A 25,506-nucleotide genomic window follows, 5' to 3' on the forward strand; every position below is an offset into this window, starting at 1 on the left:
GCCATGAGGCGAAGGCACCGGCAGCGGCTGCGGGCCCAACTGGCCACGCCGTCCTGCGCGCCCTGTACGCCGAATTCGCGCCCGCCCAGGCCGAGGTGTTCCGCCGGGCACTCAATATCCTTGCCGGGGAGGGGAGATGAGGATGCTGAAGGCATGGGGGCGGCTGGCGGGGCACGAGGTGCGGCTCTACGTCAGCCTGGTGCTGTGGCTGGCGCGGCGCACCCAGGGGACCGCCGGTGGGCGGGCGTTCGGGTACACGCGCGGGCAGGGTGCGACGATGGCCGGGCTCGCCTTCGTGTGCGTGGTCGAGACGGTCGGCGTGTCCGTGATGCTGCGCGGCATGCCCACCGCGCAGGACGTGCTGCTGGTGCTGGACGTCTACACCGTGCTGCTCGTCATCGGCCTGCACGCGGCCTGTGTGGTCCGCCCGCACGTGCTGACCCGGGAGGCGCTGCGGGTACGGTACGGGGTCCACGTGGACCTGCGGATCCCGTTGACCGCGATCGCCGCCGTGCACCGTGAGACGCGGATGACGCACGAGCCGGCGGACGACGTACTCGACCTCGCGGTCGGTTCCCAGACGTCGGTGCGGCTCGAGCTGGCCGAGCCCGTCACCCACCGGTCGTTCCTCGGCCACCCACGGCAGGTCAGCGTGGTACGGCTGCACGCCGACGAGCCCGGCACCCTCGTACGGGCCCTCACGCCACAGTGAACAGGATCTTCGTCGTCCCCGGGTCGGCCCGGCTGAGCCGGACCCGCAGGCGTTCGCCGAGCGGCAGCCGGTCGCCCTCGATCCGGCCGATGACCGCCGGCGAGTCCACCTGGACGGTCCCGACGCCCGGCCGGTGCTCGTCGACGTCCACCACACAGCCCTCGAACACGTCCCCGACCCGGTCCTTGAGCAGGGCCGCCTCCACGATGTCCACGCACTCGCGCTCGACCGTGCCGGCGATACGGGAGCCCTCGGCCATCCGCCGGGGCAGCGCGTCCAGCGCGGCGAGCACCCAGTCGGGCGGGGACTGACCGGCGACGGCGGCGAGGCAGATCTCCGAGGCGTAGCGGTCGGCGAGGCGGCGCAGCGGGGCGGTGCAGTGGGTGTAGGGGGCGGCGACGGCGGCGTGCGTGGTGATCGCGGGCAGGACGCCGTCCCGGAAGACGGTGTAGCCGGCGCCGCGCAGCAGCGTGGTGCACTCCTGGAGGAAGGCCGCGTGGTGGGTGTTGTGCGGGTCGAGGGTGCGGATCAGCGCCGCGTACGACACATGGTGCGGCCAGTCGATGTGCAGCGCGGTCGCGGTGCGGCGGAGGCGGGCGACGGCGCCGTCGGGGGCGGCGGGGAGGGTGCGCAGCACTCCGGTGCCGTGGGCCAGCATCAGGTCGGCGGCCGCCATGCCCGTCAGAAGCGAGACCTGGGCGTTCCAGCCGTCGGCGGGCAGCGGGGCCCGGTAGCCGAGGACGTAGGTGCCGTCCTGCTCGGTGATCTCCTGCTCGGGCACGTTCAGGGAGATGCCGCCGCGCTCGGTCTCCTGCCGTTCCCTGGCCTCGCCGATCTCCTTGAGCAGCGCGACCGGCTCCTCGGCGGTCCCGGCGTCGACCTCCTTCTGCACGCGCGCGTAATCGAGCTTGGCCCGGCTGCGCACCAGGGCGCGGCGCACGTCGACGGCGAGGGTGCGGCCCTCCGCGTCCAGGTCGATCGTCCACAGCACGGCGGGCCGGGTCCGGCCCGGCAGCAGGCTGGCCGCGCCCTCGCTGAGCACGGTGGGGTGCAGCGGGATCTTCTCGTCCGGGAAGTAGAGGGTGTTCACCCGCCGGTGCGCCTCCGCGTCCAGCGCTCCACCGGGTACGACGAAGGCGGCGACGTCGGCGATGGCGTACCGGACCCGGTAGCCGGCGCCCTGCCGGGACAGGTGGGTCGCCTGGTCGAGGTCGGTGGAGGCCGGCGGGTCGAGCGTGAAGAAGGGGATGTCCGTGGCGTCGTACGACGGCGGGGCCGGCGCCTTCGCCGCGCGCTCGGCCTCGGCCTGGGCCGGGGGCGGGAACTCCTCCGGCAGACCGAGTCCGGCCCGCAGCGCGGCGAGCGCGGCCCGCAAGGGGGCTTCGGGGGCACCGGTCACGCGGATCCTGCGGCGGGGCATACAGCGAGCGTAGGGCCTGTCCGGCGGATCCGCCGGGCAGGCCCTGCGGTCGCGGACCGACCGGTGGCACGCCGTACCCTGTCGCGGAGGTCTACGTGAGGAGTACGTGTTGCTGGTCCTGCTGCCGCCCTCGGAAGGCAAGGCGAACTCGGGCGCGGGCACACCACTGAAGTTCGAGTCGCTGTCCCTGCCGGGGCTGACCGCCGCGCGGGAGGCCGTGCTCGGCGAGTTGGTCGAGCTGTGCTCCGGCGACGAGGAGAAGGCGCGCGAGGTGCTCGGGCTGAGCGAGGGGCTGCGCGGTGAGGTCGCGAAGAACGCCTGCCTGCCGACGGCCGGCGCCCGCCCCGCCGGGGAGATCTACACCGGTGTCCTCTACGACGCCCTCGGCCTGGCCACGCTGGACACGGCGGCGAAGAAGCGCGCGGCCCGCTCGCTGCTGGTCTTCTCCGGGCTCTGGGGCGCCGTACGGGTCACGGACCGGATCCCCTCCTACCGCTGCTCGATGGGCGTGAAGCTGCCGGGGCTCGGCGCGCTGGCCGCACACTGGCGGGCACCGATGGCCGAGGTGCTGCCCGAGGTGGCCGGCGACGGCCTGGTGCTGGACCTGCGCTCCTCGGCGTATGCGACGGCCTGGAAGCCGAAGGGCGAGGTCGCCGGGCGTACGGCGACCGTACGGGTGCTGCACGCGCCGACCCGGAAGGTGGTCAGCCACTTCAACAAGGCGACCAAGGGGCGGATCGTCCGCAGTCTGCTGTCGGCCGGTGCCGCGCCGAAGGACCCCGCCGAGCTGATCGAGGTGCTGCGGGAGCTGGGGTACGTCGTGGAGGCGGAGGCGCCGGGCCGGGCGGGCAGGGCGTGGTCGCTGGACGTGCTGGTGGACGAGGTTCACTGACAGACATTGCAGCATGTGCAACGTTCGTTGCGAGTGATGCACCGGGTGGGCACGATGAGGGCATGACCTCACCGCCGCCCTCCTCCTCGGCTGCCTCCGTGCTGGACCTCGCCCCGGTCGTGCCCGTGGTGGTCGTCTCCGCCGCCGCCGACGCCGTACCGCTGGCGCGGGCGCTGGTGGCGGGAGGGCTGCCGGCGATCGAGGTGACGCTGAGGACGCCGGCGGCGCTGGACGCGATCCGCGCGATCGCCGGCGAGGTGCCTCAGGCGGTGGTCGGCGCGGGCACGGTGATCACGCCGGGGCAGGTCGGCACGTGTGTGGCGGCGGGGGCGCGGTTCCTGGTCAGCCCCGGGTGGACGGACGCGCTGCTGGAGGCGATGCGCGGGTCCGGGGTGCCGTACCTGCCCGGGGTGTCGACCACGTCGGAGGTCGTGGCGCTGCTGGAGCGCGGCGTGCGGGAGATGAAGTTCTTCCCGGCGCAGGCGGCGGGCGGTACGGCGTACCTGCGCTCGCTGGCCGGGCCGTTGCCGCAGGCCCGCTTCTGCCCCACGGGAGGGATCGGCCCGAAGACCGCGCCCGAGTACCTCGCCCTGCCGAACGTCGGCTGTGTGGGCGGAAGTTGGATGGTCCCGGCGGACGCGGTGGCCGCCGGCGACTGGGCGCGGATCGAGGAGCTGGCGCGGGGCGCCGCGCGGCTCGCCGGGGTCAGGGACGCAGGTGGGACGTGTCGTTGAAGAGCCGGACGCTCGCGTTGCCGTCCGCGTAGTACGCCACCGCCGACAGGGAGGCCGCCGAGAGTTCCATGCGGAACAGGGACTCGGGCGGGGCGCCGAGGGCCAGGCGGACGAACGTCTTGATCGGGGTCACATGGCTGACCAGCAGGACCGTGCGGCCCGCGTGGGCGGCGACCAGCTTGTCCCGGGTGGCGGCGATCCTCGTGGCGGTCTCGGCGAAGCTCTCGCCGCCGCCGGTGGGGTGGGCCTCCGCGTCGGCGAGCCAGGCGTTCAGGTCGTCGGGGTAGCGCTCGCGGACCTCGCCGAAGGTGAGGCCTTCCCAGGCGCCGAAGTCCGTCTCGCGCAGGCCCTCGTCGATCGTGACGTCCAGGCCGAGGCGGGTGGCGACGATTTCGGCGGTTTCGCGGGTGCGGGTGAGGGGGGAGGCGATGATGCCCTGGATGGTGCCGCGCTTGGCGAGCGCCTCCGCGACCCGGCCGGCCTGTTCGCGGCCGGCGGTGGAGAGGGAGGGGTTGGTGCCGCCGCTGCCGGAGAAGCGCTTCTGGGGGGTGAGGGGGGTTTCGCCGTGGCGGAGGAGGACGAACGTCGCCGGTGCGCCCAGGTCGGGGGCGGCGCTCCAGCCAGGGGCAGCGGACAGGCGCTCCTCGTCGGGGGCGGTGAGGCGCTGCTCGCCGGGAGGTGTCGCTTCCTGCGGGACGGGCACGTCCAGGGCTGCCGTGGACTGCGCGGGCGACCACTGTTCGCCCTTCGCGCCCGCGTCCATCGCCTCGTTCGCCAAGCGGTCCGCGTGCTTGTTCTGCTCGCGGGGGATCCACTCGTAGGTGACCTGATCCGGTGGGAAGACGGAGCGGGCCTGGGTCGCCAGGGGCTTCATGGCGGGGTGTTTGATCTTCCAGCGGCCCGACATCTGCTCGATGACGAGCTTGGAGTCCATGCGGACGTGGACGGCGGCCGTCGGGTCGAGGGCGTGGGCGGCGCGGAGGCCGGCCAGGAGGCCCCGGTACTCGGCCACGTTGTTGGTGGCGGTGCCGATGTACTGCGCGGCCTCCGTCAGGGGCTCACCCGTGGCCGCGTCACGGACGACCGCCCCGTAGCCCGCGGGGCCCGGGTTGCCCCGTGATCCGCCGTCCGCCTCGACGATGAACTCCCGCACGCCCCAAGCCCCTTACGTCTCTTACCGGCCCGACTCTTACAGACCCGACTCGGCCGTACGCACCAGGATGCGACGGCAGTTCTCGCAGCGCACCACGGTGTCCGGCGCCGCCGCGCGGATCTCGTTCAGCTCGGTGATCGCCAGCTCCTGACGGCAGCCCTGGCAGGTGCGGGCGTACAGCTTGGCCGCGCCGATGCCACCCTGCTGCTCGCGCAGCTTGTCGTAGAGCTTCAGCAGGTCACCGGGCACAGCACCCGCGATGACCTCGCGCTCCTTCGTCACCGCCGCCACCTCGCCGTCGATCTCCTCGAACGCGGCGTCCCGGCGGCCACTCGCGTCGTCGATCTTCGACTGCACCGAGGCGACCCGCTCGGTCAGCTCGGTCACCCGCTCCTGAGCGGCCTCGCGGCGCTCCATGACCTCCAGGACGATGTCCTCCAGGTCGCCCTGCCGCTTGGCGAGGGAGGCGATCTCGTGCTGGAGGTTGGACAGGTCCTTCGGCGAGGTGACGGCGCCGGAGTCCAGGCGCTTCTGGTCGCGGGCGGCGCGCTGGCGCACCTGGTCCACGTCCTGCTCGGCCTTGGTCTGCTCGCGGGCGGTGTCGCCCTCCTCGGTCTGCGCGGCGACGAGCAGGTCCCGCAGCTGGATGAGGTCCTTGTTCAGCGCGTCGATCTCGGCGTGCTCGGGCAGGGACCTCCGCCTGTGCGCGAGTTGCTGCAGGCGGACGTCGAGGGCCTGGACGTCGAGGAGTCGGATCTGGTCGGCGGGCGCGGCGTTCAGTTGGGGGCTCCTGTTAGCTACTGGGGGTGGTGGACGCCGCGTGGGCGGTCCAGGGGTCGGTGACCGTCTTGGAGACGTGGACGCGAAGGTCCCAGCCGTGGCGGTCGGAGATCTCGTCGAGCTGGGCTGCGGCCAGCTCGCACCAGGGCCACTCGGTGGCCCAGTGCGCCGCGTCGAGCAGCGCGAGGGGGCTGTGCGCGACCGCCTCGCCGGCCGGGTGGTGGCGCAGGTCGGCGGTGAGGAAGGCGTCGACACCGGCCGCGCGGACCTGGTCGAAGAGGCTGTCGCCGGAGCCGCCGCTGACGGCGATCGTGTGGACGACGGTCTCGGGGTCGCCGGCCACCCGGATGCCCTGCGCGGTGGCGGGCAGCCGCTCGGCGGCCCGGGCCGCCAGTTCGCGGACGGTCACCGGGTGGTCGAGCTCGCACACCCGGCCGAGGCCCCGGCGGCCCGCCGGGTCGGTCGGGTCCGCCACCAGCGGTCGTACGACACGGAGGTCCAGCGCGCCCGCGAGGGCGTCCGAGACCCCGGGATCGGCCGTGTCGGCGTTGGTGTGGGCCACGTGCAGGGCGATGTCGTTCTTGATCAGCGTGTGGACGACACGGCCCTTGAAGTGGCTCGCCGCGACCGTGGTCGTCCCCCGCAGATAGAGCGGGTGGTGGGTGACCAGCAGGTCGGCGCCGAGCTTCACCGCCTCGTCGACGATCTCCTGCACGGGGTCGACGGCGAACAGGACCCGGGTGACCTCCTGGTCGGGGTCGCCCACGACCGTGCCGACCGCGTCCCAGGACTCGGCCCGCTCGGCGGGCCACAGGGTCTCCAGCGCGGCGATGACTTCAGACAGACGGGGCACGAGGGAAAGGCTACCTGGCTGGCCTGCGCGGCCGTACCGCATACGAGTGCTCTGCCCCCGCTCAGCACAAAGGTCCCGTTTTCCTCAGGTGAATCGCTTCTGCGCCACCCGTATGTGTGAAGTCCGGGTCAGCCGGTCCCACGCCCGCGCGTGCGAAAACTAGCTTCGTCGCCGGAGGTGACCGAACCATGACGGCCTGTGCGATCGAACCCCCGTCCACGGACGGGGCCGGCGGGGCGCCGGAGGCGGGGTGCGTCATCACGGCCGACGGGACGTACGGCGCCCGGCTCGCGCCGGCCGGCGACTGCTGGTTCCCGGAGCGCTGGACGCTGGACGGCCCGGAGCCGTACGCGGTACCGCTGCCCGGTAACCAGCCGGAGGAGCCCGGAACCGAGGTGCAGCCCCTGTCCGACGGCCGGGTGCTGATCCACCGGCTGGTCGAGCGCCGGCACGCCTTCTCGCTGCTGTACCCGACCGGCCCCGCCACCGGCGAGCTGCCGATGGGCTCGGTGGAGTGCCCCGAGCCCGGCACCCGGCTCACCCTGCTGCCGCCCGCACCGGGCGGCTCGCGGGCGTACGCCCTCGCCGCCGGGCCGCGATCGAGCGTGGTCTGGCTGGTGGTGGGCGGGGCGTTCGGTCCGGAGCGGCTCGCGGAGGTGCCGGGTCGCTGTTCGGGCGGGGTCTGGCTGGACCGGGCCGGACGGATGCTGGCGCTGGACCGGAAGCCGGCCGGAGGGCCGGTCAAGACGGTCGTGGTGGACCTGGAGCGCGCCGAGGTCTCACCGTTGCTGCAGATCACGCCCGGGAGCGACGACCGGCTGCTGCTCGCCGACCTCGACAGCGGCCTGCTGCTCATCTCCTCCGACGCGCCCTCGCCGGGGCAGGAACGATTGGGCTGGGGCGTGCTCGGCAGCAGGCTGCCGGTGCGCTTCCCGGAGTGTCTGCGAGTGCCGGACTGTGCGGTGACGCCGTTCGCGATCCAGCCCGGGCAGGTGCTGATGCCGGAGAACTGCGCGGTGGCGCTGCGCGTCGACGGGTCCTTCGGCAACAGCTGGGTGGGCCTCTGGCGGCCGGGCGGGCGGCGGATGAGTCATCTCCCGGCACCCGTGGGGTGGCTGACCGGGGCCGGGCTGTGGACACGGGACGGGGTGCTGCGGCTGCCGTACGCCACGCGGGAGGCTCCGTGCGGCGTGGCGGAGCTGACGGCACCCAGGGGGGAGCGGGCTGCGGAAAGCGGCACTGCCGTGGCCTCGGGGGGACCGGGGGACACGGGTCTGGAGGGTCCGGTCCGGGACGGCACGGCTGCCGGGGCGCACGAGGCGTCACGGAAGCCGACGGAACCGGGCCCTCGGGAGCCTGCGCCCCCAGAGTTGGCGGAAGTAAACATTCCGGAGCCGGTTGCGGCGCGTCCCGTGCCGTTGCAGCAAGCACCCCTGGGACGTCTTGTAACGAACTAGTGCCGGTTGGCGTGTGCGCCTGGATTCGGCCCGTGGTGTGCCGGTTACACTCGCCCGGCTGTACGTAAGATCATGTTGACGGGGTGAATACGTCCGATGAGCGACACCAGCACGACGGAGCAGCTGTCTGCCGACTCTCAGGAGATGGCCGGCCACGGCCGGCACCGGGGCGCGGTCGCGGCCCAGGAGAGTGACACGACTCCGCACGGCCGGCACCGCAAGCCGGCCCAGGAGACGGCCGAAATGGCTGCCTGACGGTTACGAGAAGAAAGAGGGGGCACCCGCCGGGTGCCCCCTCTTTCTCGTACGGCGCCTTTCCTCAGCCTCGCTTGAGCCCCAGCACCTCCGCCGCCGCAAAGGTCTCCGCCGCCGGCCGGTCCGCGTAGTGCGGGGTGAGCAACGCATCGAGTTCGTCGTACGTGAACGTCTCCTGTTTGCTGTCGAACTTCGCCTGCACCCGCGGCCGTTCCACGATCGCGACCATGCCGCCGTGTACGACGAGCAGCTGGCCGTTGATCCCGGCGGCGGCCGGTGCCGCCAGATAGCCGACGAGCGGGGCGACATGCTCGGGGGCCAGCGGGTCCAGGCCCTCCTCCGGCCGCTCGAAGCCGGCGAAGACGTCCTCGGTCATCCGGGTCCGGGCGCGCGGGCAGATCGCGTTGGCCGTGACGCCGTACCTGGCGAGGGCGAGGGCGGTGGAGGTGGTCAGGCCGACGATGCCGCCTTTCGCGGCGGCGTAGTTGGGCTGTCCGGCGGAACCGGCGAGGAACGCCTCCGAGGAGGTGTTCACGATCCGCCCGTAGACCTTCGCTCCCCCGGCCGCCTTGGACCGCTCCCGCCAGTGCGCGGCGGCGAAGCGGGTGGTGTTGAAGTGGCCCTTGAGGTGGACGCGGATCACCGAGTCCCACTCGTCCTCGGTCATCGAGAAGACCATGCGGTCGCGCAGGATGCCCGCGTTGTTGACCAGGATGTCCAGCTTGCCGAACTCGCCGATCGCCAACTCGACCAGCTCACCGGCCTGTCGGAAGTCGGCGACGTCCCCGGTGTGGGCGACGGCTCGGCCGCCCTGGTCACGTATCTCGGCGGCGACCTCTTCGGCCGGGCCCGCCGAGGCCTCCCCCGAGCCGTCCCTGCCAGGCCGCCCGTAGTCGTTGACGACGACGGCCGCGCCGAGCCGCCCGAGTTCCAGGGCCTCGGCCCGGCCGAGCCCGCGCCCGGCACCGGTGACGACGGCGGACAGCCCCTGAAGTGGCAGTGCCATGCCCGTCCCCGTCCTCAGATCTCGACGCACGTACGCAGGGCCGTCCCGGTACGCATCTGGTCCAGTGCCTCGTTGATCTCCGCCAGTTGGACCCGGTGGGTGATCAGGCCCGCCAGGTCGATGCGGCCGGCCCGCCACAGGGCGATCGCACGCTCGTAGGAGCGCAGCACGTCGCCGCCGCCGTACATGGAGGGCAGGATGCGCTTCTCGTCGAAGAACAGCTCGAACATGTTGAGCCGCAGGAAGTCGTCCATGGCACCGGCGCCGACCACGACGAGGGTGCCGCCTCGCCGGGTGTTCTCGTAGGCGGTGCGGGCGGTGGCCGACCTGCCGACGACCTCGAAGACGTAGTCGAAGCCCTCCCCGCCGGTGACCTGCTGCTTGGCGTCGGCCAGCTCCTCGGGTGAAACGGCCTTCGTGGCGCCGAACCTGAGGGCGGACTCGCGCCGGGAGGCCACCGGATCGACGGCGACGATCTCGGCGGCACCCTTCAGCCGCGCGCCCTGTACGGCGGCGATACCGACGCCCCCGCACCCGATGACGGCGACCGACGAACCGGCCTCCAGATCGGCGGTGTTGAGGGCGGCGCCGAGACCGGTGGTGACCCCGCAGCCGATCAGCGCGGCGATGTCGAAGGGCACGTCCTGCGGGATGGGCACCGCGCAGCCGGCGTCGACCACGACCTCCTCGGCGAAGGTGCCGGTGCCGGCGAAGCCGAAGACATCACCGCCGGGGCGCTTGAAGTTCGGGGTGCCGGCGTTCATGAACCCGGCCAGGCACAGCTCGGTCTGGCCGCGCTTGCAGGCCGGACAGGCACCGCAGGCGGGCAGCCAGCAGATGACGACCCGGTCCCCGGGCTTCACGTTCCGCACCGCGTCCCCGACTTCGAGGACCTCGCCCGCACCCTCGTGGCCCGGCACGAACGGCGCGGGCTGCGGCAGCACCCCGTTCATCGCGGACAGGTCCGAGTGGCACAGCCCGGCGGCCCGCAGCCGCACCCTGACCCTGCCGGGCCCGAAGCCCACCGCCTCGACGTCGTCGAGGACCTCCAGCTTTTCCTGGCCGATCTCGTGCAGTACGGCTGCGCGCATGGTGCGGCTCTCCCCTCGACAGTGGGTTGGCTCAGGAGTGTTGGACGATGGTGTCCGCGAGAACCGGCGCGTCGCCCCGCTCGACCGCACCGACCGCAACCCGCACCCGGCCCTCCTCCCGCCACATGCGGATGCGCAGGGTCTCGCCCGGGAACACCACCCCGGCGAACCGCGTGCTGTAGGCGCGGACCCGGGTGACATCACCGCCGAGCAGCGTGTCCACGACGGCCTTGAGGGTGATGCCGTAGGTGCACAGCCCGTGCAGGATCGGCCTGTCGAACCCGGCGAGCTTGGCGAACTCGGGGTCGGCGTGCAGCGGGTTCCAGTCGCCGGAGAGCCGGTAGAGGAGGGCCTGGTCCTCGCGGATCGGGCGCTCGACGGTCCGGTCGGGTTCGCCGACGGGCGGTTCCAGTCGGGTGGAGGGGCCCCGGTCGCCGCCCCACCCGCCTTCGCCCCGTACGAAGATCTGGGCGTCGTTGGTCCACAGCGGGCCGTCGGCGTCGGCGACCTCGGTGCGCAGGACCAGGATGGCGGCCTTGCCCTTGTCGTAGACGGCGGCGAGCCGGTTGGTCGCGGTCGCGGTCCCCTCGGCCGGGATGGGGCGGTGGACCTCCAGTGTCTGCCCGCCGTGCAGCACCTTGGCTAGCTCGACCTCCACGCCGGGCATGGACAGCCCGCTGATCACGCCGGGTGCGCCGGAGCCCGCGACGGTGGCGAAGCTCGGCAGGACGTGCAGCCGGGACTCCAGGGTGTAGCGCAGCTCGTCGGGGTCGGTGGCGGGGATACCGGCGCCGACACCGAGGTGGTAGAGCTGGACGTCCTTGGTGGTCCAGGAGATCTCACCGGTCCGGGGTTCGGCCGCGAGGGCTTTCGCTGCGTCGATGGGCATACGGCTCCTGACACTGGCGGTTCAAGACCCCGGCGCGGACGTCCGCACCGTCGGCCGCACCGAGGTCGCTACGGGCCGATCTAGAACGCGTTCCAGTCCGGCGCCCTCTGTATAGCCCAGCGCTCCGGAGTTGTGAAGGCTCCTGACGCTGTGTCAGCTCCGCCGGGGCGGTGACATTTGTACTGCCCGAGTCCGTACATGCGCATCTGCCGGGGCGGGACCGCGTTTTCTAGCGTCGTAGGCATGACACAGACGGAGAACACCGCCGTGTCCTTCACGGGGGCGGTCAAGACATACGGCGCCGTGCGCGCCGTGGACGGTGTCGACCTGGAGATCGGCCGTGGGGAGACCGTGGCCCTGCTGGGCCGCAACGGCGCCGGCAAGTCCACCACGATCGGGCTGCTGCTCGGGCTGTACGAGCCCGACGCGGGCGCCGTGGAACTCTTCGGCGCGGCGCCCGAGCGGTCGGTGCGCGCGGGGCGGGTGGGCGCGATGCTGCAGGACGCGCGCCCGGTGCCCCGGGTCACCGTGGGCGAGCTGGTCACCTTCGTGGCCTCCCGCTATCCGGCGCCGATGCCGGTCGCGCGGGCGCTGGAGCTGGCCGGGATCACCGACCTGGCCGGCCGCCGGGTGGACCGGCTGTCCGGCGGGCAGGTCGTGGGGGTCCCCCCGCTCGAGCGAAGCCGAGAGCGGGGGAGGGTCCGGTTCGCCGTCGCGCTGGCCGGAGACCCTGCCCTGCTGGTACTGGACGAGCCGACGGCGGCGCTGGACGTGGAGGCCCGGCGCGCCTTCTGGGAGTCGATGCGTACGTACGCCCGGCAGGGCCACACCGTGCTCTTCTCCACGCACTACCTGGAGGAGGCGGACGCCCACGCCGACCGGATCGTGGTCATCGACCGGGGCCGGATCGTCGCCGACGGCACGGGAGAAGAGCTGCGGCGCGCGGCGGGCGGAAACCTGGTGTGCGTGGACCTGGCGAGTCGGGATCCGGAGTCCCTCGGCATGCTGCCCGGGGTCCGCTCGGTGGAGGTACAGGGCGACCGGGCCCGCCTGCGCACCGACGACTCGGACACGACGGTGATGGCTCTGGCCGAGCTGGGGGCAATCAGGAACCTGGAGGTGTCTCCGGCTTCACTGGACGACGCTTTCCTGGCAATCACCCAAAGGACAACCGTCTGATGCTCGCCTACATCCGCCTGGAAACTCTCCGCACCCTACGGGACACCGGCTTCGTCATCGGCGGCATAGCCATGCCCGTCATGATGTACCTCCTGTTCACCAACCTCGGCGAGACCGACGGGAGTTGGAAAACCACAGCCATGGTCGGCATGGCGGCCTACGGCGCCGTCGGCTCGGCGCTGAACACCGGAGGTGCCGTCGCCGAGGACCGTGCGACCGGCTGGCTGCGCCAACTGCGCGTGACCCCCATGACCCCACGCGAGGTGGTAACCGGCCGGGCCCTGACCGGCGTGGTGACCGTACTGCCCTCGATCGTCGCGGTACTGGCGGCGGGCGGACTGGTCAACGGCGTACGGCTGGCGGCCGGCCACTGGGCGGCGATCGCGCTGCTGCTGTGGCTCGGCTCGATCCCGTTCACCCTGCTCGGCCTCGGCAACGGCTACCGGCTGACCGGGCCCTCCACCGGGGTGGTCAACATGGTGTGCAATCTGGGGCTCGCGGTGCTCGGCGGCCTGTGGTTCCCGATCAGCCTCTTTCCCGGCTGGCTGCGGGCCCTGGCGGCGTACACCCCCACCCATCGGTTCGCCCAGCTGGGCACCTCCGTCACGGAGGGCACCCGCCGGGTCCCGGTGCCATCATCGTGCTGACGGCCTGGCTCATTCTGTTCGGTTCGTACGCTGTGCTGTCGTACCGCCGTCGCGCGGGGACCATCTGACCGGGGGAAACACAGACATGACGTTGATGCAGGGAATTCAGTGCCATATACAGGCCCTGCAGACCGAGCGGCGCCGGTGGCGGGCCGACCTGGACCGCTTCAGGGCCGCGCAACGGGCCGCCCGGCAGCAGGGCAAGAACCCGGACGTCGACCATCCGGGCCCGCCGCCCACCGGTTTCTCGCTGCTGCCGTGGCTGCTGATGGGAATGGGGTCCTTCTCCAACCTGCTGCAGGGCAAGACCCCGAACCCGTGGATCGGCGGCCTGGGCCTGCTCACCTTCAACTCCCTCTACGTCTACGTCACCTTCCGCTCCTTCGACCGGGCCAAGCGCGAGGCCGTCTCCACTCGGGTGGCCCTGGTGCTGATGGGCCTGCTGACCACAGGCCTGGCCGTCGGGTACGGCGGCAACTGGCTGATGTTCTTCCCGCTGCTGGGCCTCGCGACCGGCGCCACCCTGCGCGGCCCCTGGCTGGGCCGTACCGGCGTGCTGCTCGCGCTGTACGCGGCGGCCGTCTCCGGCATCCGCGGCGACTGGAGTGACGCGACGAACATCGGCTACGCCACCTTCCTCTCCAGCATGGTGACCGCCGCGATCCTCGGTCTGTCCGAGGCCGTACGGGAACTGCGCGCCGCCCGCGAGGAACTGGCGCGGCGCGCGGTGGAGAAGGAACGGCTGCGCTTCTCGCGGGATCTGCACGACCTGCTCGGGCACACGCTGTCGGTGATCGTGGTGAAGTCGGAGGCGGCCCGGCGGCTGGCCCCGCGCGACATGGACGCGGCGCTGGGCCAGATCACCGACATCGAGTCGGTGGGCCGGCAGGCACTCACCGAGATCCGCGAGGCGGTGACCGGCTACCGGGAGGGCAGCCTGGCCACCGAGCTGACCCGGGCCCGCTCGGCGCTGTCGGCGGCGAGCGTGGAGCCGGTGGTACGGCAGTCCGGTACACCACTCGAACCGCAGGCCGAGGCGCTGCTCGGCTGGGTGGTGCGCGAGGCGGTCACCAACGTGGTCCGGCACAGCGATGCCAGCCGCTGTGAGATCACCGTCGAGAGCGGCACCGAGCAGGCGCGGCTCACCGTCACCGACAACGGCAGTGGTACGCCGGTCAGCCGGCCCCAGCAGGGTATCGGCGGCACCGGGCTGAAGGGGCTGACCGAGCGCCTCGCGGCGGCGGGCGGCTCACTGACGGCCGGCCCGTCGCCGCGCGGCGGTTTCACGGTGAGCGCCGAACTCCCGGTGGGTTCGGCGGAGTTCGCGGACGCGGTGGCTACGGCGCCCAGGGCGAGCTGACCGCCCAGCTGACGTCGTCGGTCCAGGACGTGGTGCTGTCGAAGTCGTTGGACCCGCCGTCGCTCGCTATGTACAGGTTGTAGTTGTAGTGGCGCAGGTATCTCGTCGGGTAGTTGTAGGAGGCGAACGAGGTGCCGGTGCCGCTCTTGCCGGTCTGTGGGCAGAAGGTGGCGTCGGCCCGGAACTGGGCGGTGCCGTCCATGGGCTGCCGGTAGAGCTTGTAGTTGTAGTGGCGCAGGTAGTCGCCGGGGTAGTTGCGTGACTCGAAGGAGACGCAGGAACTGCTCGCGAGTCCCCTGCGAACGATCCAGGTGGCGTCGCTCTTGTCCAGGCCGGAACTGCTGGAGGTGATGGAGGAGATGACGCCGGCGTTGTTCTGGTGGCGGACGTAGTCGCTGGTGCAGCAGGAGGTGGTGGCGCGCAGCGAGATCTCCGAGCCGGGGCTGAGCGTGCCGGTGCTGCCGGTCGCGCCGCCGTAGCCGACGGAGACGATGTTGGCCTGGACGGCGTCGTCGGCGGCGTCCGTCGGGATGCCGGAGGTCATGACGCCCTCGAAGAAGGAGCCGATGGAGCCGTTGCTGTTGTCGCCGCCGGTGCCGAGGACGATCGCGCCCTCCTGATGCATGGGCGAGTAGCCACTGGTGGTCGGCTCACCTCCGGAATAGGTGGTGGTCAGCCCACCGGATTGCGCATTCCCCCATTTGAGCGCGAAATGGTTCTGCCCGTTGTTCTTGAGCAGCGCGGTCACGAACGGCAGGGCTCCGGTGCCGGTGTTGGAGGTGTTCTTGCTGTATCCGGCGTCGGATTGGAACAGCCCGTTCTCCAGGTCGGCCTGCACCCAGGGGCCCTGGCCGTAGCAGGGCGAGAACCAGCACTCGGTGCCGAAGTTGATGGCGTCCATGTGCCCGTTGCCGGTGTCCTTGTTGTTGGTCTCGGCGTTGCCGTAGTCGAAGCAGCAGCGGTTGTTGACGTGGGTGCCGGAGGTCACCATGTACATCCCCTCGGCGGCGCCGTTGGTGGCGACGCCGGAGGTGGAGTTGTCCCGGTAGCCCATGCCGGCGGAGATCTCCAGGCCGTAGACCTGGTGGCCGCCGACGGTCACCGGCAGCGCGTCGGCGGGCGCCCCGACATCGGCCGCCCCGGCGCCGCCCGCGCCCTCGATCGTGAGGTCGTTGTGGCGCGAGGACTGGTCGTAGATCTTGGTGATGATGCAGGTCGTGCCGGAACAGAAGGAGTCCTGGGCGGCCGCGTTGGCGTACCCGCCGGCGGCCAGCAGCCCGATGTCCTTCGTGGCGCCGTCCGAGGCCCGCCGCACCTGGTAGAGCGAGCCGTTGTACGAGGAGTACAGCGCCCGGGCCAGGCTGTGCGCGGCGACGCAGGGGGTGCCCGCGGCGGCGTAGACGTCACAGGGCAGCGAACTCGCGGCGGCGGCCTCGGGCGCGCCGACGCCGAGCAGCAGCGCGGCGAGGGTGGCGCAGACGGCGAGGACGGACAGGGCGGCGCTTCTCAGGCGGCGGGGCCGTATGTGGGGGGATCTCAGGAGCACGGTGGCACCTCGGTTTCGTCGTAGGGCGGTGCGGGACGGAGATGCGAGATGTTCGATATCTCGAACGATGTTCGACCGAAATACCGAACCCCTCTGATTGCGGAATTACCGGGGATTCCTGGAAATGCAGAGGCGATTGTTTGGGCACCAACCGGGACCGTCAACCCCTGCGGCGCCGGAAAAGAGGGAGTCTTTAATCGGGAGCTGCCGGAGCCGCCGTGTGCAACGGGCGGAAGAAATCCGTCTCTTCGGGCGATCCCGGCGTGCACGGCGGTGGGCCCGGTTTCCGGCCGTAACCTGGCCCCATGAACGAGATGCCCCGGGACCATCGGCCCGCCAAGTGCATTCGGGTGCTGCTCGCCGAGGACCAGGGCATGATGCGGGGTGCGCTCGCGCTGCTGCTCGGCATGGAGGAGGACATCGAGGTGGTGTCCCAGCTGGCGTCGGGCGACGCGATCGTGGACGCCGTGCTCACCCACCGGCCGGACGTGGCCCTGCTGGACATCGAACTGCCGGGCACCAGCGGGCTGGACGCGGCGGCCGAGCTGCGCGAACAGGCGCCCGACTGCCGGGTGCTGATCCTCACCACCTTCGGCCGGCCCGGCTATCTGCGCCGGGCCATGGAGGCCGGGGCGGCCGGGTTCCTCGTCAAGGACGGGCCCGTGGAGGAGCTGGCCGCGGCGATCCGGCGCGTGCTCACCGGGGAGACCGTCGTCGATCCGGCGCTGGCCGCCGCCGCGCTCAGCGCCGGACCCAGCCCGCTGACCGCCCGTGAGTGCGATGTGCTGAAGGCGTCGGTGGACGGGGCGACGGTCGCCGACATCGCCGGCAGGCTGCACCTGTCCGAGTCCACCGTCCGCAACTACCTGTCCTCGGCCATCGGCAAGACAGGCACCCGCAACCGGGCGGAGGCGGTACGGGAGGCCCGGCAGCAGGGGTGGCTTTGAGCGGGCCTTGAGTCCACGGAGAGTCCACGAGGCGCCCTGACCGTCGCCCCGACGACGAGCGAGCAGTGGTGTGCCGGAGGAGAATGGCAGCAGCGGCAGCTGACGGGCCAGGCCACTCCTCGTGCCGTACCGCCCCTTCGTCCCCTCCCCAGCTTCGCCCCGGCTCATGTCGTCCGCCGTGCGATTCCTTCCGCGCTCGTTGATCGCGGTGCTTGCGAGCCTCGCGATCGCGTGGGCTCCGACGGCGTTCTCGGCGCCGGCCGCGACCCAGGAAGACGTCTCGATCACCCTCAGCCCTGCCCAGGGGCCGTCGGGAACCGGTGTTCACGTCGGTTTCGAGAGCTGCGTCGTGATCACCCCCGACTCGAGCGGTCCCGACAGCTCCCCTCCCGATACGAGCACGCCCGCTGCCGTCCCCCACAGCGTGGCGGCGGCCTGCGACATCGGCAGCACCTTGGTCATCGGCACCGGAACGTTCACGGTGACGACCAGCGACAGTGGGGGTGTGACAACGCCCGCGCACCATCCGTCGATCACACTGGACCCCTCCCAGGGCCGGCCCGGCACCTCCCTGCATGTCCACGGCGCCGGTTTCGAGGACTGCGTCGTGAGCGGGAAGCCGGACACGGTTGAACTCTCCACGAACGGCCAGGTCCACGCCAGGATCCCCGTCGCCCCCGGCACGGGCACGTTCGACACGGGCCTCAACGTCTCCGCCGACGCCGCTCCGGGCGGCTACCCCATGGCGGCAACCTGCGCCCACCACAGAAACGTGCACGCCGAGGCGACGTTCACGGTGCTGCCCGCCGACGAGGGACGCCCTGTGCTGGTGCTGAATCCCACGGCGGGCGAGCCGGGGACGGCGGTCACGGCAACAGGTTCCGGATTCAACTGCTCGAAGGTGGACGTGGTCTGGGACGACAACGACACCGCACTCGCCGTCACCACGGTCGCGGGCGACGGCACCTTCGCAACCGACTTCCAGGTCCCGGCGGGCGCTCCCCGAGCGACACACACCGTACGGGCCGCGTGCACACCGGGCTCCGGCACGAGCGCCGAGACCGGGTTCACGGTGACGAGTGTGGGACCGAACACCAGCGGAACCAACGGCACAGGAACGCCGACACCCGCGCCGACGACCGCCCCCACGCCCCATTCGACGCCCGTCGCATGGGTCGTCGCACCATCCGCGTTCGCCGCCGCGCTGCTCGCCCTGGCCGCCGCGTCCGTCCTGCTCAACCATCGGCACCCCGGTCCACGCTGGGTCCGGAAACACATCAGCACGCAACCGCGCCCCGGGGTCGGGACGGCCGACCTCCGCAAGCAGGCCGACACCGGCCCGGCGACCCGCACCGTACGGCTCGAACCCCACGCGGATCCAGGCGACCAGAGCCTGAACGAGGTGACGTGATGGCCGCGACTCCCGTGGCAGAACCCTTCACGGTCAGGGCCTTCCTGCTCGGCCGGGAGGGGCCTGACGCGGGCGACGCCCTGGTCGACCCGCTGCACGGCGGCGGAACGGCCCGAGCGCTCCTGGACGGAGTCCGCCCCCTGACGGCGGCGGCCGACCAGGCCGTCGAGCGCGAACTGGCCACCGCCATCGACTCCTTCCTCGGCCAGGACCTCTTCGACGTGGCCGCGGGTGGCTGGCGAAAGCACGCCGCCCTCACCGCCGCCGCGCGGCGCACCCGCGAGACCCCGGGCAGCGAGGAGGTCGTCGCGCTCGCGAACCATCAGGTCACATCCACCCATCGCCCCTACGTCGACGTGTTCCTGGACGGCGTCAAGATCGGCACGCTGGACGTGGAGCTCCTGCTGGTCTTCCGGATCAGCGGGCTGATCGCGGTCGTCCGCGACGCCCACCTGGTCGCCGTACGCAGCGGCGAGTGCGTGCTGGAGGGGCGTCTGAGCGTTCAGCAGATCACGCTGGCGGAACGCCAGGGCAAGCTGGACCTGCCCGGCGTCTGGCACCTGCACGCGCCGATCCCGCTGCTGCGGAGCCGGCCGGCAACCCCGCCCCCGCCTCACCCGCCACCGCTGTCGCCCCACCCGGCACCGCCACCGCCTCAGCCGACACCACCACCGCCACCGCACCCGGGGGCACCCACCCGGCGCCGGCCCCGCTGGAACGCCTAGCGCGGTCCGTGGGCCAGGGGGCCGCTTCGACACCGGCCGCCGGTGGGAGGGCCTGCAGCAGGATGGCCGTGAGTTACCGGACCACCTTCCGCGGCAGCCACACCACCATCAGCACCGCCCCGCCCAGCAGCACCGCCGTACCGGCGCGGAAGGCCAGTGCGTAGCCGTCGGTCAGCGCCTCGGGGCCGTGGCCGCCGGCCGTGCCGGCCGCGGCGACGGTCGACATCACGGCGAGCCCGAGCGAACCGCCCATCGTGCGCGAGGTGTTGACCAGCCCCGACACCACACCGGCCTCGCCCGGTGCCGCCCCCGAGGTGGCCAGCGAGGCGAGCGGGGTCGCCGCCAGGCCCGCCCCGAGCATCATCAGGATCCCCGGGATCATGATCGAGGTGACGTACGCCCCGTGCGCGCTCATCGTCGACTGCCAGCCGAAGCCGGTCGCGGCCACCAGCGTGCCCAGCGTCGCCACGGTCCGCGCGCCGGCCACCCGCATCAGCCGCGGCGCCAGCTTGGAGCCGATGACCACGGAGAGCGAGCTGGGCACCAGGGCGAGGCCGGCTTCCAGCGGCGTGTAGCGGAGGACGTTCTGGGCGTAGAGCGTCATGAAGTACCACATGCAGAACATGGCCGAGCCGGAGAGGAACATCGCCGCGTTCGCCGAGGCGACCGAGCGCAGCCGCAGCAGGCCGAGCGGCATCAGCGGGGCCGCCGTACGCGCCTCGACCAGCAGGAACAGGCCGATCAGCAGCAGCCCGGCCAGCAGCGGCAGCAGCGTGGCCGGGGCCGTCCAGCCCTCGGCCTCCGTCTGCGAGATGCCGTAGGCCAGGGTGGCGAGGCCGGCCGTGACCAGCAGCGCGCCCGGCAGGTCCAGGCGCCGTCCGTCGCCGGCCCGGCTCTCGCTGAGCCAGGCCACCGACCCGGCCAGCACCAGCGCGCCCACCGGCACGTTGATCAACAGGACCCAGCGCCAGGACAGCACGTCCACGAGCACCCCGCCGACCAGTCCGCCCGCGGCCCCGCCACCGGCACCGACCGCGGTCCAGGTGGCGATCGCGCGCGCCCGCGCCGCCCCCTCCGGCACCGCGGACGTCAGCAGGGTCAGCGTCGAGGGGGCCAGCACCGCCGCGCCGAGCCCCTGCACGGCCCGTGCCAGCAGCAGCTGCCAGCCCTCCTGGGCGAGGCCGCCGCCCAGCGAGGCCAGCGTGAACAGGCCGAGGCCGACCACGAACATCCGCTTGCGCCCGTACAGGTCGCCGGCCCGGCCGCCGAGCAGCATGAACCCGGCGAAGGCGATGGCGTAGGCGTTCACCACCCACTGCAGTCCGGACGCGGTCAGGCCGAGGCCGGTCCGCATGGACGGCAGGGCGGTGTTGACCACCGACACGTCGAGGACGACCAGGAACTGGCCGGCGCAGGCCAGCGACACCACCAGCCAGGTGGGCGGGGTCGTACGGCGGGATATGAGGGGAGTGGTGCCGGCGGCGTCGAGCATGGATGTCATGTTCTCAACCCGGTTACGGTCCTTGCATCAGCATTTCGGACCACCGGTTCTAGGCCCTACGGCCTAGACCCCGCGCAGCACCGTCACGACCGCCGCCCCGCCCAGCCCGATGTTGTGCGCGAGCCCCACCCGTGACCCCTTCACCTGCCGCTCCCCCGCCGTGCCGCGCAGCTGCCAGACCAGCTCGGCCGTCTGGGCAAGGCCCGTCGCGCCCAGGGGATGCCCCTTGGAGATGAGCCCGCCGGAGGGGTTCACCACCCAACGTCCGCCGTACGTCGTCGCACCCGACTCGACGAGCTTCCCGGACTCCCCGGGCGCGCACATGCCGAGCGCCTCGTACGTCAGCAGTTCGTTGACGGAGAAGCAGTCGTGCAGCTCGATGACGTCCACGTCCTCGATGCCGAGCCCAGCCCGCTCGTACGCCTGCCGTGCCGCCCGGCGGGACATGGGCTGCCCGACGACGTCGATGCAGGAGCCGGAAGCGAAGGACTCCTTGGTGTCGGTGGCCATGGCCTGCCCGGCGATCTCCACGAGGCCGGTGAGCCCGCGCCGCGAAGCGAATCGTTCCGACACCACGACCACGGCCGCCGCGCCGTCCGAGGTCGGCGAGCACTGGAGCTTGGTCAGCGGCCGGTGGACCATGCGGGAGGCGAGGATGCCCGCCACGTCGTACACGTCCCGGAACTGGGCGTTGGGGTTGTGGGCGGAGTGCCGGTGGTTCTTGGCGGCGACCGCGGCGAGCTGGGCCTCGGTCGTGCCGTACCGCTCCATGTGCTCGCGGGCCGCGGCGCCGAAGATCTGCGCGGTGGGCGGGGTCGTCTCGAAGCCGTGCCGGGCGGCCATGACGCCGTAGTGCCGGGCGACGGGGGACACGGCGAAGTCGCCGTCGGCTCCCCCGCCGAGCGCGCCCTTCTTCATCTTCTCGAAGCCCAGCGCCAGTACGCAGTCGGCCGCGCCGCCCGCCACGAGCTGCCGGGCGAGCATCAGCGCGGTCGAGCCGGTCGCGCAGTTGTTGTTGACGTTGTAGACGGGGATGCCCGTCAGGCCGAGTTCGTAGGCGGCGCGCTGGCCGGCGGTCGAGGGCTGGAAACAGTAGCCGACAGGAACCTGTTCCACATCGTCGTATGCGACACCCGCGTCCGCCAGCGCCGCGCTCCCCGCTTCCCGCACCATGTCCCAGTACTGCCATGAACGGGTCTCGGGCTTCTCGAACCGCGTCATCCCGACCCCGGCGACATAGGCCTTCATGGCGCGCAGACTAGAACGCGTTCCATCAACTCACCAGCCCCTGACGGTAGATCAGAAACCCATGAGTCGGTCAAGGATTCATTAGAGGCCCGAAGCAACGGAATAGTTGCCTGTGCATACGAGGTTTACCCAGCACTTATCACTACGGGGAGGCCTCGACTCCATGACCCACACGACGACCGACCAGCCGGCCCAGAGGGCGAGCGGCGCCGTGGTCCCGGTGCTCGCCTTCGCCGGCATCGTGGTCGCGGTGATGCAGACCCTGCTCGTGCCGGTCATCAAGGACCTGCCGCAGCTGCTGCACACCGCCCCCTCCAACGCCACCTGGGTCCTCACCTCGACCCTCCTGTCCGGCGCCGTCGCCACCCCGATCATGGGCCGTCTCGGCGACCTCTACGGCAAGCGCCGGATGCTGATACTCAGCCTCGGCGTGATGGTGGTCGGCGCCCTGGTCAGCGCGCTCACCAGCCAGCTGCTCACCATGATCGTCGGCCGTACCCTCCAGGGCTTCGCCATGGGCGCGATCCCGCTCGGCATCGGCCTGATGCGCGACATGCTCCCGCGCGAGAAGCTCGGCTCGGCCATGGCCCTGATGAGCTCCTCGATCGGCGTCGGCGGCGGCCTCGCACTGCCCGCCGCGGCCCTGGTCGCCCAGCACACCAACTGGCACGCCCTGTTCTACGGCGCCGCCGGCCTCGGCGCGCTGTCCATCGTCCTGACCCTCCTGGTCGTGCCCGAGTCCCCGATGCGGGCGGAGGGCTCCTTCGACCTGCCCGGCGCGATCGGCCTGTCCGGCGGTCTGGTGCTGCTCCTGTTGCCGATCACCAAGGGCAGCGACTGGGGCTGGTCCTCGGGTACGACGCTCGGTCTGTTCGCCGCGTCGGTCGTGGTCCTCGTCCTGTGGGGCCTGTTCGAACTGCGGGTCCAGGCGCCCCTGGTCGACCTGCGCACCACCGCCCGCCCGGCCGTCCTCTTCACCAACCTCGCGTCGATCATGGTCGGCGTCTCGTTCTACGTCGTCTCGCTGGTCCTGCCCCAGCTGCTCCAGCTGCCGAAGGCCACCGGCTACGGCCTCGGCCAGTCCATGGTCGTCGCGGGCCTGTGCGTGGCCCCGCTGGGCCTGACGATGATGTTCACCGCGCCGGTCTACGCCCGGCTGTCCGCCAAGTACGGCCCGAAGGCCACGCTCATCATCGGCCTGCTGATCATCGCGATCGGCTACGGCGGCGGCCTCGGCCTGATGGACGCGGCCTGGCAGACGATCGTCACCTCCGTGGTCCTCGGCGCCGGCATCGGCCTCGCCTACTCCTCCCTGCCCGCGCTGATCGTCGGCGCGGTCCCGGCCTCCGAGACGGGTGCGGCCAACGGCCTGAACACGCTGATGCGGTCCATCGGCACGTCGGTGTCGAGCGCCGTCATCGGCATGGTGCTGGCCAACACGGCGAACAACGTGGGCGGTGTCGCGATCCCGACCATGCACGGGTTCCGGGTGTCGTTCCTGATCGCCACGGGCGCGGTGGCGGTGGGGCTGCTGCTGGCGCTGTTCCTGCCGAAGGCCTCCCGGCCGGGTCAGCAGCACACCCAGCTGCGGGCCAGCAGTGAGGAGGACGCTTCGCTGGAGCGGGCCGAAGAGGCCCTGCGTGGATTCCGGGGGCGGGTCCTCGGTGCCGATGGTGCTCCGGTTGCCCGGGCCAAGGTGACGCTGATCGACCGTCGGGGGCGGCAGGCGGGGGCGACCGTCTCCGACGAGGGCGGCGGTTATGTGCTCGCCGTGCCGGCGCAGGGGGCGTACGTGCTTGCCGCGAAGGCCTCCGGCCATGGGCCGCTTGCCTCTGCTGCGACGCATTCCGGTGAGGAGCGGGCTGTCGAGCTGGATCTTTCGTTGCCTGGGGAGATTGTGAGCGCCTAAGAGCTCGGGGGTACTGCCGTCTGGCGGCCGACTCGCCGTCGTGGCCATTCGCGCAGTTCCCCGCGCCCCTATGAAACGCACCCCCTGTCGATAAGTGGCCGGGGGTGCGGCAGCATGGGCCCCTGAACAGTCGTACGACCGAGAGGCCCCCTATGACCGCCGCCCCCAAGCCCGAGATCCTCGCCGCGTTCGAGGCGGCCAAGGGGTTTATGCCCGTGGATGAGGGGCTGGCGTTGTATGCGGCTGCCGTGGAGGCGGGGCGGCTGGGGCTGCCGTTGCTGGAGGTCGGGACGTACTGCGGGCGGTCCACCGTGCTGCTGGCCGACGCGGCCCGTGCGGCCGGGGTGACGGCGTTGACCGTCGATCATCACCGGGGCAGTGAGGAGCAGCAGCCCGGCTGGGACTACCACGACCCGGAGACCGTCGACCCGGAGATCGGGCTGATGGACACGCTGCCGACGTTCCGGCGCACCCTCCACAAGGCCGGTCTGGAGGAGCACGTGGTCGCGTTCGTCGGGCGCTCCCCGCAGATCGCCGCGTTCTGGAAGTCCCCGCTCGGTCTCGTCTTCGTCGACGGCGGCCACACCGACGAGCACGCCACCGCCGACTACGAGGGCTGGGCGCCCCATGTGGCCGAGGGGGGCCTGCTCGTCATCCACGACGTCTTCCCGGAGCCCGAGGACGAGTTCACCGGGCAGGCGCCGTACCGGGTGTACCTGCGGGCACTCGGGTCCGGGGCGTTCACGGAGGTCTCGGTGAGCGGCTCCCTGCGTGTCCTGCGGCGAACGGGCGCGGGGATCTGAGGCCCCGGTTAGAGTCGCAGACGTGTCCTACGTAGGCCCCGAGTTCGATTCCCCGCAGCCCCGCCGGCCCCGGCGCGGCCCGCTGACCGTGGCGCTGGCCGCGCTGGTGCCCGGCGCGCTGCTCGGCTGGGTGGTGTACGAGGCGGTGGGCGGCGGGGGCGGCGGCGCGGACCGTACGGCCGCGGCGCCCCCGGCGTCGAGCAGCTCCGCCGCGCCCACCGACGACGCCAAACGGCCGTCCACGGCACCCGCGGCGCCCGCGTCCGGGTCGCTGAAGGGGAAGGTCGTCGTCATCGACCCCGGGCACAACCCGGGCAACTCCCAGCACGCGGCCGAGATCAACCGCCAGGTGGACATCGGCACGAACCGGAAGGAGTGCGACACCACGGGGACGTCCACGAACGCCGGTTACACGGAGGCTCGGTTCACCCTCGACGTCGCCCACCGGCTGCGCACGCTGCTGGAGAAGCAGGGTGCCACGGTCAAGCTGACCCGTGACGGCGACAGTCCGGCCTGGGGGCCGTGTGTGGACGAGCGGGCCCGGATCGGGAACGCGGCGCACGCGGATGCGGCGATCTCCATCCACGCCGACGGCTCCGCCGAGGGCAACCGCGGCTTCCACGTCATCCTGCCGGGGTCCGTGCACGCCGGTGCCGCCGACACCCGCGGGATCGTCGGCCCCTCCCGCGACCTCGGTACGCGCGTCGCCGGAACCTTCCTGCGCGAGACCGGCGAGCCGCCGTCCAACTACCTCGGCAAAGGTACCGGTCTCGTCACACGTACGGACCTGGGCGGTCTCAATCTGTCAACGGTTCCCAAGGTGTTCATCGAGTGCGGCAACATGCGCGATAGCAAGGACGCGGCACTGCTGACCAGCGGCGCCTGGCGGCAACGCGCGGCGCAAGGGATCTCTGAGGGAATCGTGAGTTTCCTGCGCGAGTCGTGACCGGCGGGCGAGACCGGCCGGACAGCCGGATCTTGCGGACGG

The 25,506-nt window shown here is 72.0% G+C and carries 24 protein-coding genes and 1 pseudogene; 14 read left to right on the forward strand and 11 right to left on the reverse strand.

Going from position 1 to position 25,506, the window contains the following annotated elements:
- The first annotated feature begins 142 nt into the window (after positions 1-142).
- Positions 143-712: a hypothetical protein gene (locus ACWC0C_RS12870; RefSeq protein WP_450864065.1), complete on the forward strand. Its 570-nt coding sequence runs from the start codon at positions 143-145 to the stop codon at positions 710-712.
- On the opposite strand, the gene ACWC0C_RS12875 is transcribed toward ACWC0C_RS12870, so the two are convergent.
- A complete protein-coding gene (locus ACWC0C_RS12875; protein WP_450863730.1) occupies positions 699-2,132 on the reverse strand; it encodes an RNB domain-containing ribonuclease in 1,434 nt (477 codons plus the stop codon). The two genes, ACWC0C_RS12870 and ACWC0C_RS12875, sit on opposite strands and share 14 nt — an antisense overlap.
- A gap of 109 nt (positions 2,133-2,241) precedes the next feature.
- Between ACWC0C_RS12875 and yaaA the strand changes: the two genes are divergently transcribed.
- Together yaaA and eda are read left to right on the forward strand one after the other, a co-directional pair.
- Positions 2,242-3,024, forward strand: coding sequence for a peroxide stress protein YaaA (gene yaaA / locus ACWC0C_RS12880; protein WP_450863731.1), 783 nt, complete (start codon positions 2,242-2,244; stop codon positions 3,022-3,024).
- Positions 3,025-3,086: 62 nt separating this feature from the next.
- Positions 3,087-3,758, forward strand: a complete 672-nt coding sequence (gene eda / locus ACWC0C_RS12885; protein WP_450863733.1) for a bifunctional 4-hydroxy-2-oxoglutarate aldolase/2-dehydro-3-deoxy-phosphogluconate aldolase — start codon at positions 3,087-3,089, stop codon at positions 3,756-3,758.
- Here the strand turns inward: eda and ACWC0C_RS12890 are convergent.
- The 3 genes from ACWC0C_RS12890 to ACWC0C_RS12900 are packed head-to-tail and all read right to left on the reverse strand — an operon-like array spanning position 3,730 to position 6,544.
- Positions 3,730-4,911 (reverse strand): bifunctional RNase H/acid phosphatase, encoded by a 1,182-nt coding sequence (locus ACWC0C_RS12890; RefSeq protein ID WP_450863734.1) that lies wholly within the window; start codon positions 4,909-4,911, stop codon positions 3,730-3,732. The genes eda and ACWC0C_RS12890 overlap by 29 nt on opposite strands.
- 36 nt (positions 4,912-4,947) lie before the next feature.
- Positions 4,948-5,691 carry a zinc ribbon domain-containing protein gene (locus ACWC0C_RS12895; RefSeq protein WP_449200228.1) on the reverse strand — a complete coding sequence of 248 codons (744 nt, stop codon included), beginning with the start codon at positions 5,689-5,691 and terminating at the stop codon, positions 4,948-4,950.
- A 13-nt stretch (positions 5,692-5,704) separates the two neighbouring features.
- Positions 5,705-6,544, reverse strand: coding sequence for a Nif3-like dinuclear metal center hexameric protein (locus ACWC0C_RS12900; protein WP_449200214.1), 840 nt, complete (start codon positions 6,542-6,544; stop codon positions 5,705-5,707).
- A gap of 188 nt (positions 6,545-6,732) precedes the next feature.
- On the opposite strand from ACWC0C_RS12900, the gene ACWC0C_RS12905 reads away from it, so the two are divergent.
- Together ACWC0C_RS12905 and ACWC0C_RS12910 are read left to right on the forward strand one after the other, a co-directional pair.
- A complete protein-coding gene (locus ACWC0C_RS12905; protein ID WP_450863735.1) occupies positions 6,733-8,001 on the forward strand; it encodes a hypothetical protein in 1,269 nt (422 codons plus the stop codon).
- 96 nt (positions 8,002-8,097) lie between these two features.
- Complete coding sequence (locus ACWC0C_RS12910; protein WP_449200216.1) at positions 8,098-8,256, forward strand: hypothetical protein; 159 nt, start codon at positions 8,098-8,100, stop codon at positions 8,254-8,256.
- Positions 8,257-8,320: 64 nt separating this feature from the next.
- Here the strand turns inward: ACWC0C_RS12910 and ACWC0C_RS12915 are convergent, their stop codons facing one another.
- Genes ACWC0C_RS12915 through ACWC0C_RS12925 form a run of 3 tightly spaced genes read right to left on the reverse strand, consistent with a single transcriptional unit; the run spans position 8,321 to position 11,242 of the window.
- A complete protein-coding gene (locus ACWC0C_RS12915) occupies positions 8,321-9,262 on the reverse strand; it encodes a 3-oxoacyl-ACP reductase (protein WP_450863737.1) in 942 nt (313 codons plus the stop codon).
- A gap of 14 nt (positions 9,263-9,276) precedes the next feature.
- On the reverse strand, positions 9,277-10,353 hold the full coding sequence (locus ACWC0C_RS12920) for a Zn-dependent alcohol dehydrogenase (protein ID WP_450863738.1): 1,077 nt from the start codon (positions 10,351-10,353) through the stop codon (positions 9,277-9,279).
- A 31-nt stretch (positions 10,354-10,384) separates the two neighbouring features.
- A complete protein-coding gene (locus ACWC0C_RS12925; RefSeq protein ID WP_450863740.1) occupies positions 10,385-11,242 on the reverse strand; it encodes a MaoC/PaaZ C-terminal domain-containing protein in 858 nt (285 codons plus the stop codon).
- Between the two features lie 243 nt (positions 11,243-11,485).
- Between ACWC0C_RS12925 and ACWC0C_RS12930 the strand changes: the two genes are divergently transcribed.
- The 3 genes and pseudogenes from ACWC0C_RS12930 (at position 11,486) to ACWC0C_RS12940 (ending at position 14,428) form a co-directional block, all read left to right on the forward strand.
- A complete protein-coding gene (locus ACWC0C_RS12930; protein ID WP_450863742.1) occupies positions 11,486-12,421 on the forward strand; it encodes an ABC transporter ATP-binding protein in 936 nt (311 codons plus the stop codon).
- Positions 12,421-13,136 (forward strand): annotated as a pseudogene (locus ACWC0C_RS12935) (ABC transporter permease). The gene ACWC0C_RS12930 and the pseudogene ACWC0C_RS12935 overlap by 1 nt, the downstream one beginning before the upstream one ends.
- 17 nt (positions 13,137-13,153) lie before the next feature.
- Positions 13,154-14,428 carry a histidine kinase gene (locus tag ACWC0C_RS12940; protein WP_450863744.1) on the forward strand — a complete coding sequence of 425 codons (1,275 nt, stop codon included), beginning with the start codon at positions 13,154-13,156 and terminating at the stop codon, positions 14,426-14,428.
- Here ACWC0C_RS12940 and ACWC0C_RS12945 read toward each other — a convergent pair.
- Positions 14,406-15,974 (reverse strand): alpha-L-arabinofuranosidase B, encoded by a 1,569-nt coding sequence (locus ACWC0C_RS12945; RefSeq protein ID WP_450863746.1) that lies wholly within the window; start codon positions 15,972-15,974, stop codon positions 14,406-14,408. The genes ACWC0C_RS12940 and ACWC0C_RS12945 overlap by 23 nt on opposite strands.
- A 305-nt stretch (positions 15,975-16,279) precedes the next feature.
- Between ACWC0C_RS12945 and ACWC0C_RS12950 the strand changes: the two genes are divergently transcribed.
- The gene (locus tag ACWC0C_RS12950; protein WP_449200224.1) at positions 16,280-16,921 is read left to right on the forward strand and encodes a response regulator; all 642 of its coding nucleotides are present in this window, start codon (positions 16,280-16,282) and stop codon (positions 16,919-16,921) included.
- Positions 16,922-17,245: 324 nt separating this feature from the next.
- Here the strand turns inward: ACWC0C_RS12950 and ACWC0C_RS12955 are convergent, their stop codons facing one another.
- Complete coding sequence (locus ACWC0C_RS12955; protein ID WP_450863748.1) at positions 17,246-17,458, reverse strand: hypothetical protein; 213 nt, start codon at positions 17,456-17,458, stop codon at positions 17,246-17,248.
- Between the two features lie 70 nt (positions 17,459-17,528).
- Between ACWC0C_RS12955 and ACWC0C_RS12960 the strand changes: the two genes are divergently transcribed.
- Together ACWC0C_RS12960 and ACWC0C_RS12965 are read left to right on the forward strand one after the other, a co-directional pair.
- A complete protein-coding gene (locus ACWC0C_RS12960) occupies positions 17,529-18,332 on the forward strand; it encodes a hypothetical protein (RefSeq protein ID WP_450863750.1) in 804 nt (267 codons plus the stop codon).
- Positions 18,332-19,057, forward strand: coding sequence for a hypothetical protein (locus tag ACWC0C_RS12965; protein ID WP_450863752.1), 726 nt, complete (start codon positions 18,332-18,334; stop codon positions 19,055-19,057). The genes ACWC0C_RS12960 and ACWC0C_RS12965 overlap by 1 nt, the downstream gene beginning before the upstream one ends.
- A gap of 73 nt (positions 19,058-19,130) precedes the next feature.
- Here ACWC0C_RS12965 and ACWC0C_RS12970 read toward each other — a convergent pair whose 3' ends face one another.
- Together ACWC0C_RS12970 and ACWC0C_RS12975 are read right to left on the reverse strand one after the other, a co-directional pair.
- Positions 19,131-20,549, reverse strand: coding sequence for an MFS transporter (locus tag ACWC0C_RS12970; protein WP_449201099.1), 1,419 nt, complete (start codon positions 20,547-20,549; stop codon positions 19,131-19,133).
- A gap of 72 nt (positions 20,550-20,621) precedes the next feature.
- The gene (locus tag ACWC0C_RS12975) at positions 20,622-21,806 is read right to left on the reverse strand and encodes a lipid-transfer protein (RefSeq protein ID WP_450863754.1); all 1,185 of its coding nucleotides are present in this window, start codon (positions 21,804-21,806) and stop codon (positions 20,622-20,624) included.
- Positions 21,807-21,969: 163 nt separating this feature from the next.
- On the opposite strand from ACWC0C_RS12975, the gene ACWC0C_RS12980 reads away from it, so the two are divergent.
- From ACWC0C_RS12980 to ACWC0C_RS12990, 3 genes are all read left to right on the forward strand, one after another.
- Positions 21,970-23,715 carry an MFS transporter gene (locus ACWC0C_RS12980; RefSeq protein WP_450863756.1) on the forward strand — a complete coding sequence of 582 codons (1,746 nt, stop codon included), beginning with the start codon at positions 21,970-21,972 and terminating at the stop codon, positions 23,713-23,715.
- 152 nt (positions 23,716-23,867) lie between these two features.
- Positions 23,868-24,518, forward strand: a complete 651-nt coding sequence (locus tag ACWC0C_RS12985; protein WP_450863758.1) for a class I SAM-dependent methyltransferase — start codon at positions 23,868-23,870, stop codon at positions 24,516-24,518.
- A gap of 22 nt (positions 24,519-24,540) precedes the next feature.
- The gene (locus ACWC0C_RS12990) at positions 24,541-25,464 is read left to right on the forward strand and encodes an N-acetylmuramoyl-L-alanine amidase (RefSeq protein ID WP_450863760.1); all 924 of its coding nucleotides are present in this window, start codon (positions 24,541-24,543) and stop codon (positions 25,462-25,464) included.
- Positions 25,465-25,506: the final 42 nt, after the last annotated feature.

The organism is Streptomyces sp. NPDC001709, from assembly GCF_053596375.1.

Excerpts from the sequence above, each read along its gene's own strand:
- ACWC0C_RS12980 (WP_450863756.1), top strand. The coding sequence starts at position 21,970 with ATGACCCACACGACGACCGACCAGCCGGCCCAGAGGGCGAGCGGCGCC.
- ACWC0C_RS12930 (WP_450863742.1), top strand. The coding sequence starts at position 11,486 with ATGACACAGACGGAGAACACCGCCGTGTCCTTCACGGGGGCGGTCAAG.
- ACWC0C_RS12910 (WP_449200216.1), top strand. The coding sequence starts at position 8,098 with ATGAGCGACACCAGCACGACGGAGCAGCTGTCTGCCGACTCTCAGGAG.
- ACWC0C_RS12950 (WP_449200224.1), top strand. The coding sequence starts at position 16,280 with ATGAACGAGATGCCCCGGGACCATCGGCCCGCCAAGTGCATTCGGGTG.
- ACWC0C_RS12975 (WP_450863754.1), bottom strand. The coding sequence starts at position 21,806 with ATGAAGGCCTATGTCGCCGGGGTCGGGATGACGCGGTTCGAGAAGCCC.
- ACWC0C_RS12970 (WP_449201099.1), bottom strand. The coding sequence starts at position 20,549 with ATGCTCGACGCCGCCGGCACCACTCCCCTCATATCCCGCCGTACGACC.
- ACWC0C_RS12905 (WP_450863735.1), top strand. The coding sequence starts at position 6,733 with ATGACGGCCTGTGCGATCGAACCCCCGTCCACGGACGGGGCCGGCGGG.
- ACWC0C_RS12925 (WP_450863740.1), bottom strand. The coding sequence starts at position 11,242 with ATGCCCATCGACGCAGCGAAAGCCCTCGCGGCCGAACCCCGGACCGGT.
- ACWC0C_RS12965 (WP_450863752.1), top strand. The coding sequence starts at position 18,332 with ATGGCCGCGACTCCCGTGGCAGAACCCTTCACGGTCAGGGCCTTCCTG.
- ACWC0C_RS12870 (WP_450864065.1), top strand. The coding sequence starts at position 143 with ATGCTGAAGGCATGGGGGCGGCTGGCGGGGCACGAGGTGCGGCTCTAC.
- ACWC0C_RS12915 (WP_450863737.1), bottom strand. The coding sequence starts at position 9,262 with ATGGCACTGCCACTTCAGGGGCTGTCCGCCGTCGTCACCGGTGCCGGG.
- ACWC0C_RS12940 (WP_450863744.1), top strand. The coding sequence starts at position 13,154 with ATGACGTTGATGCAGGGAATTCAGTGCCATATACAGGCCCTGCAGACC.
- ACWC0C_RS12920 (WP_450863738.1), bottom strand. The coding sequence starts at position 10,353 with ATGCGCGCAGCCGTACTGCACGAGATCGGCCAGGAAAAGCTGGAGGTC.
- ACWC0C_RS12985 (WP_450863758.1), top strand. The coding sequence starts at position 23,868 with ATGACCGCCGCCCCCAAGCCCGAGATCCTCGCCGCGTTCGAGGCGGCC.
- ACWC0C_RS12875 (WP_450863730.1), bottom strand. The coding sequence starts at position 2,132 with ATGCCCCGCCGCAGGATCCGCGTGACCGGTGCCCCCGAAGCCCCCTTG.
- eda (WP_450863733.1), top strand. The coding sequence starts at position 3,087 with ATGACCTCACCGCCGCCCTCCTCCTCGGCTGCCTCCGTGCTGGACCTC.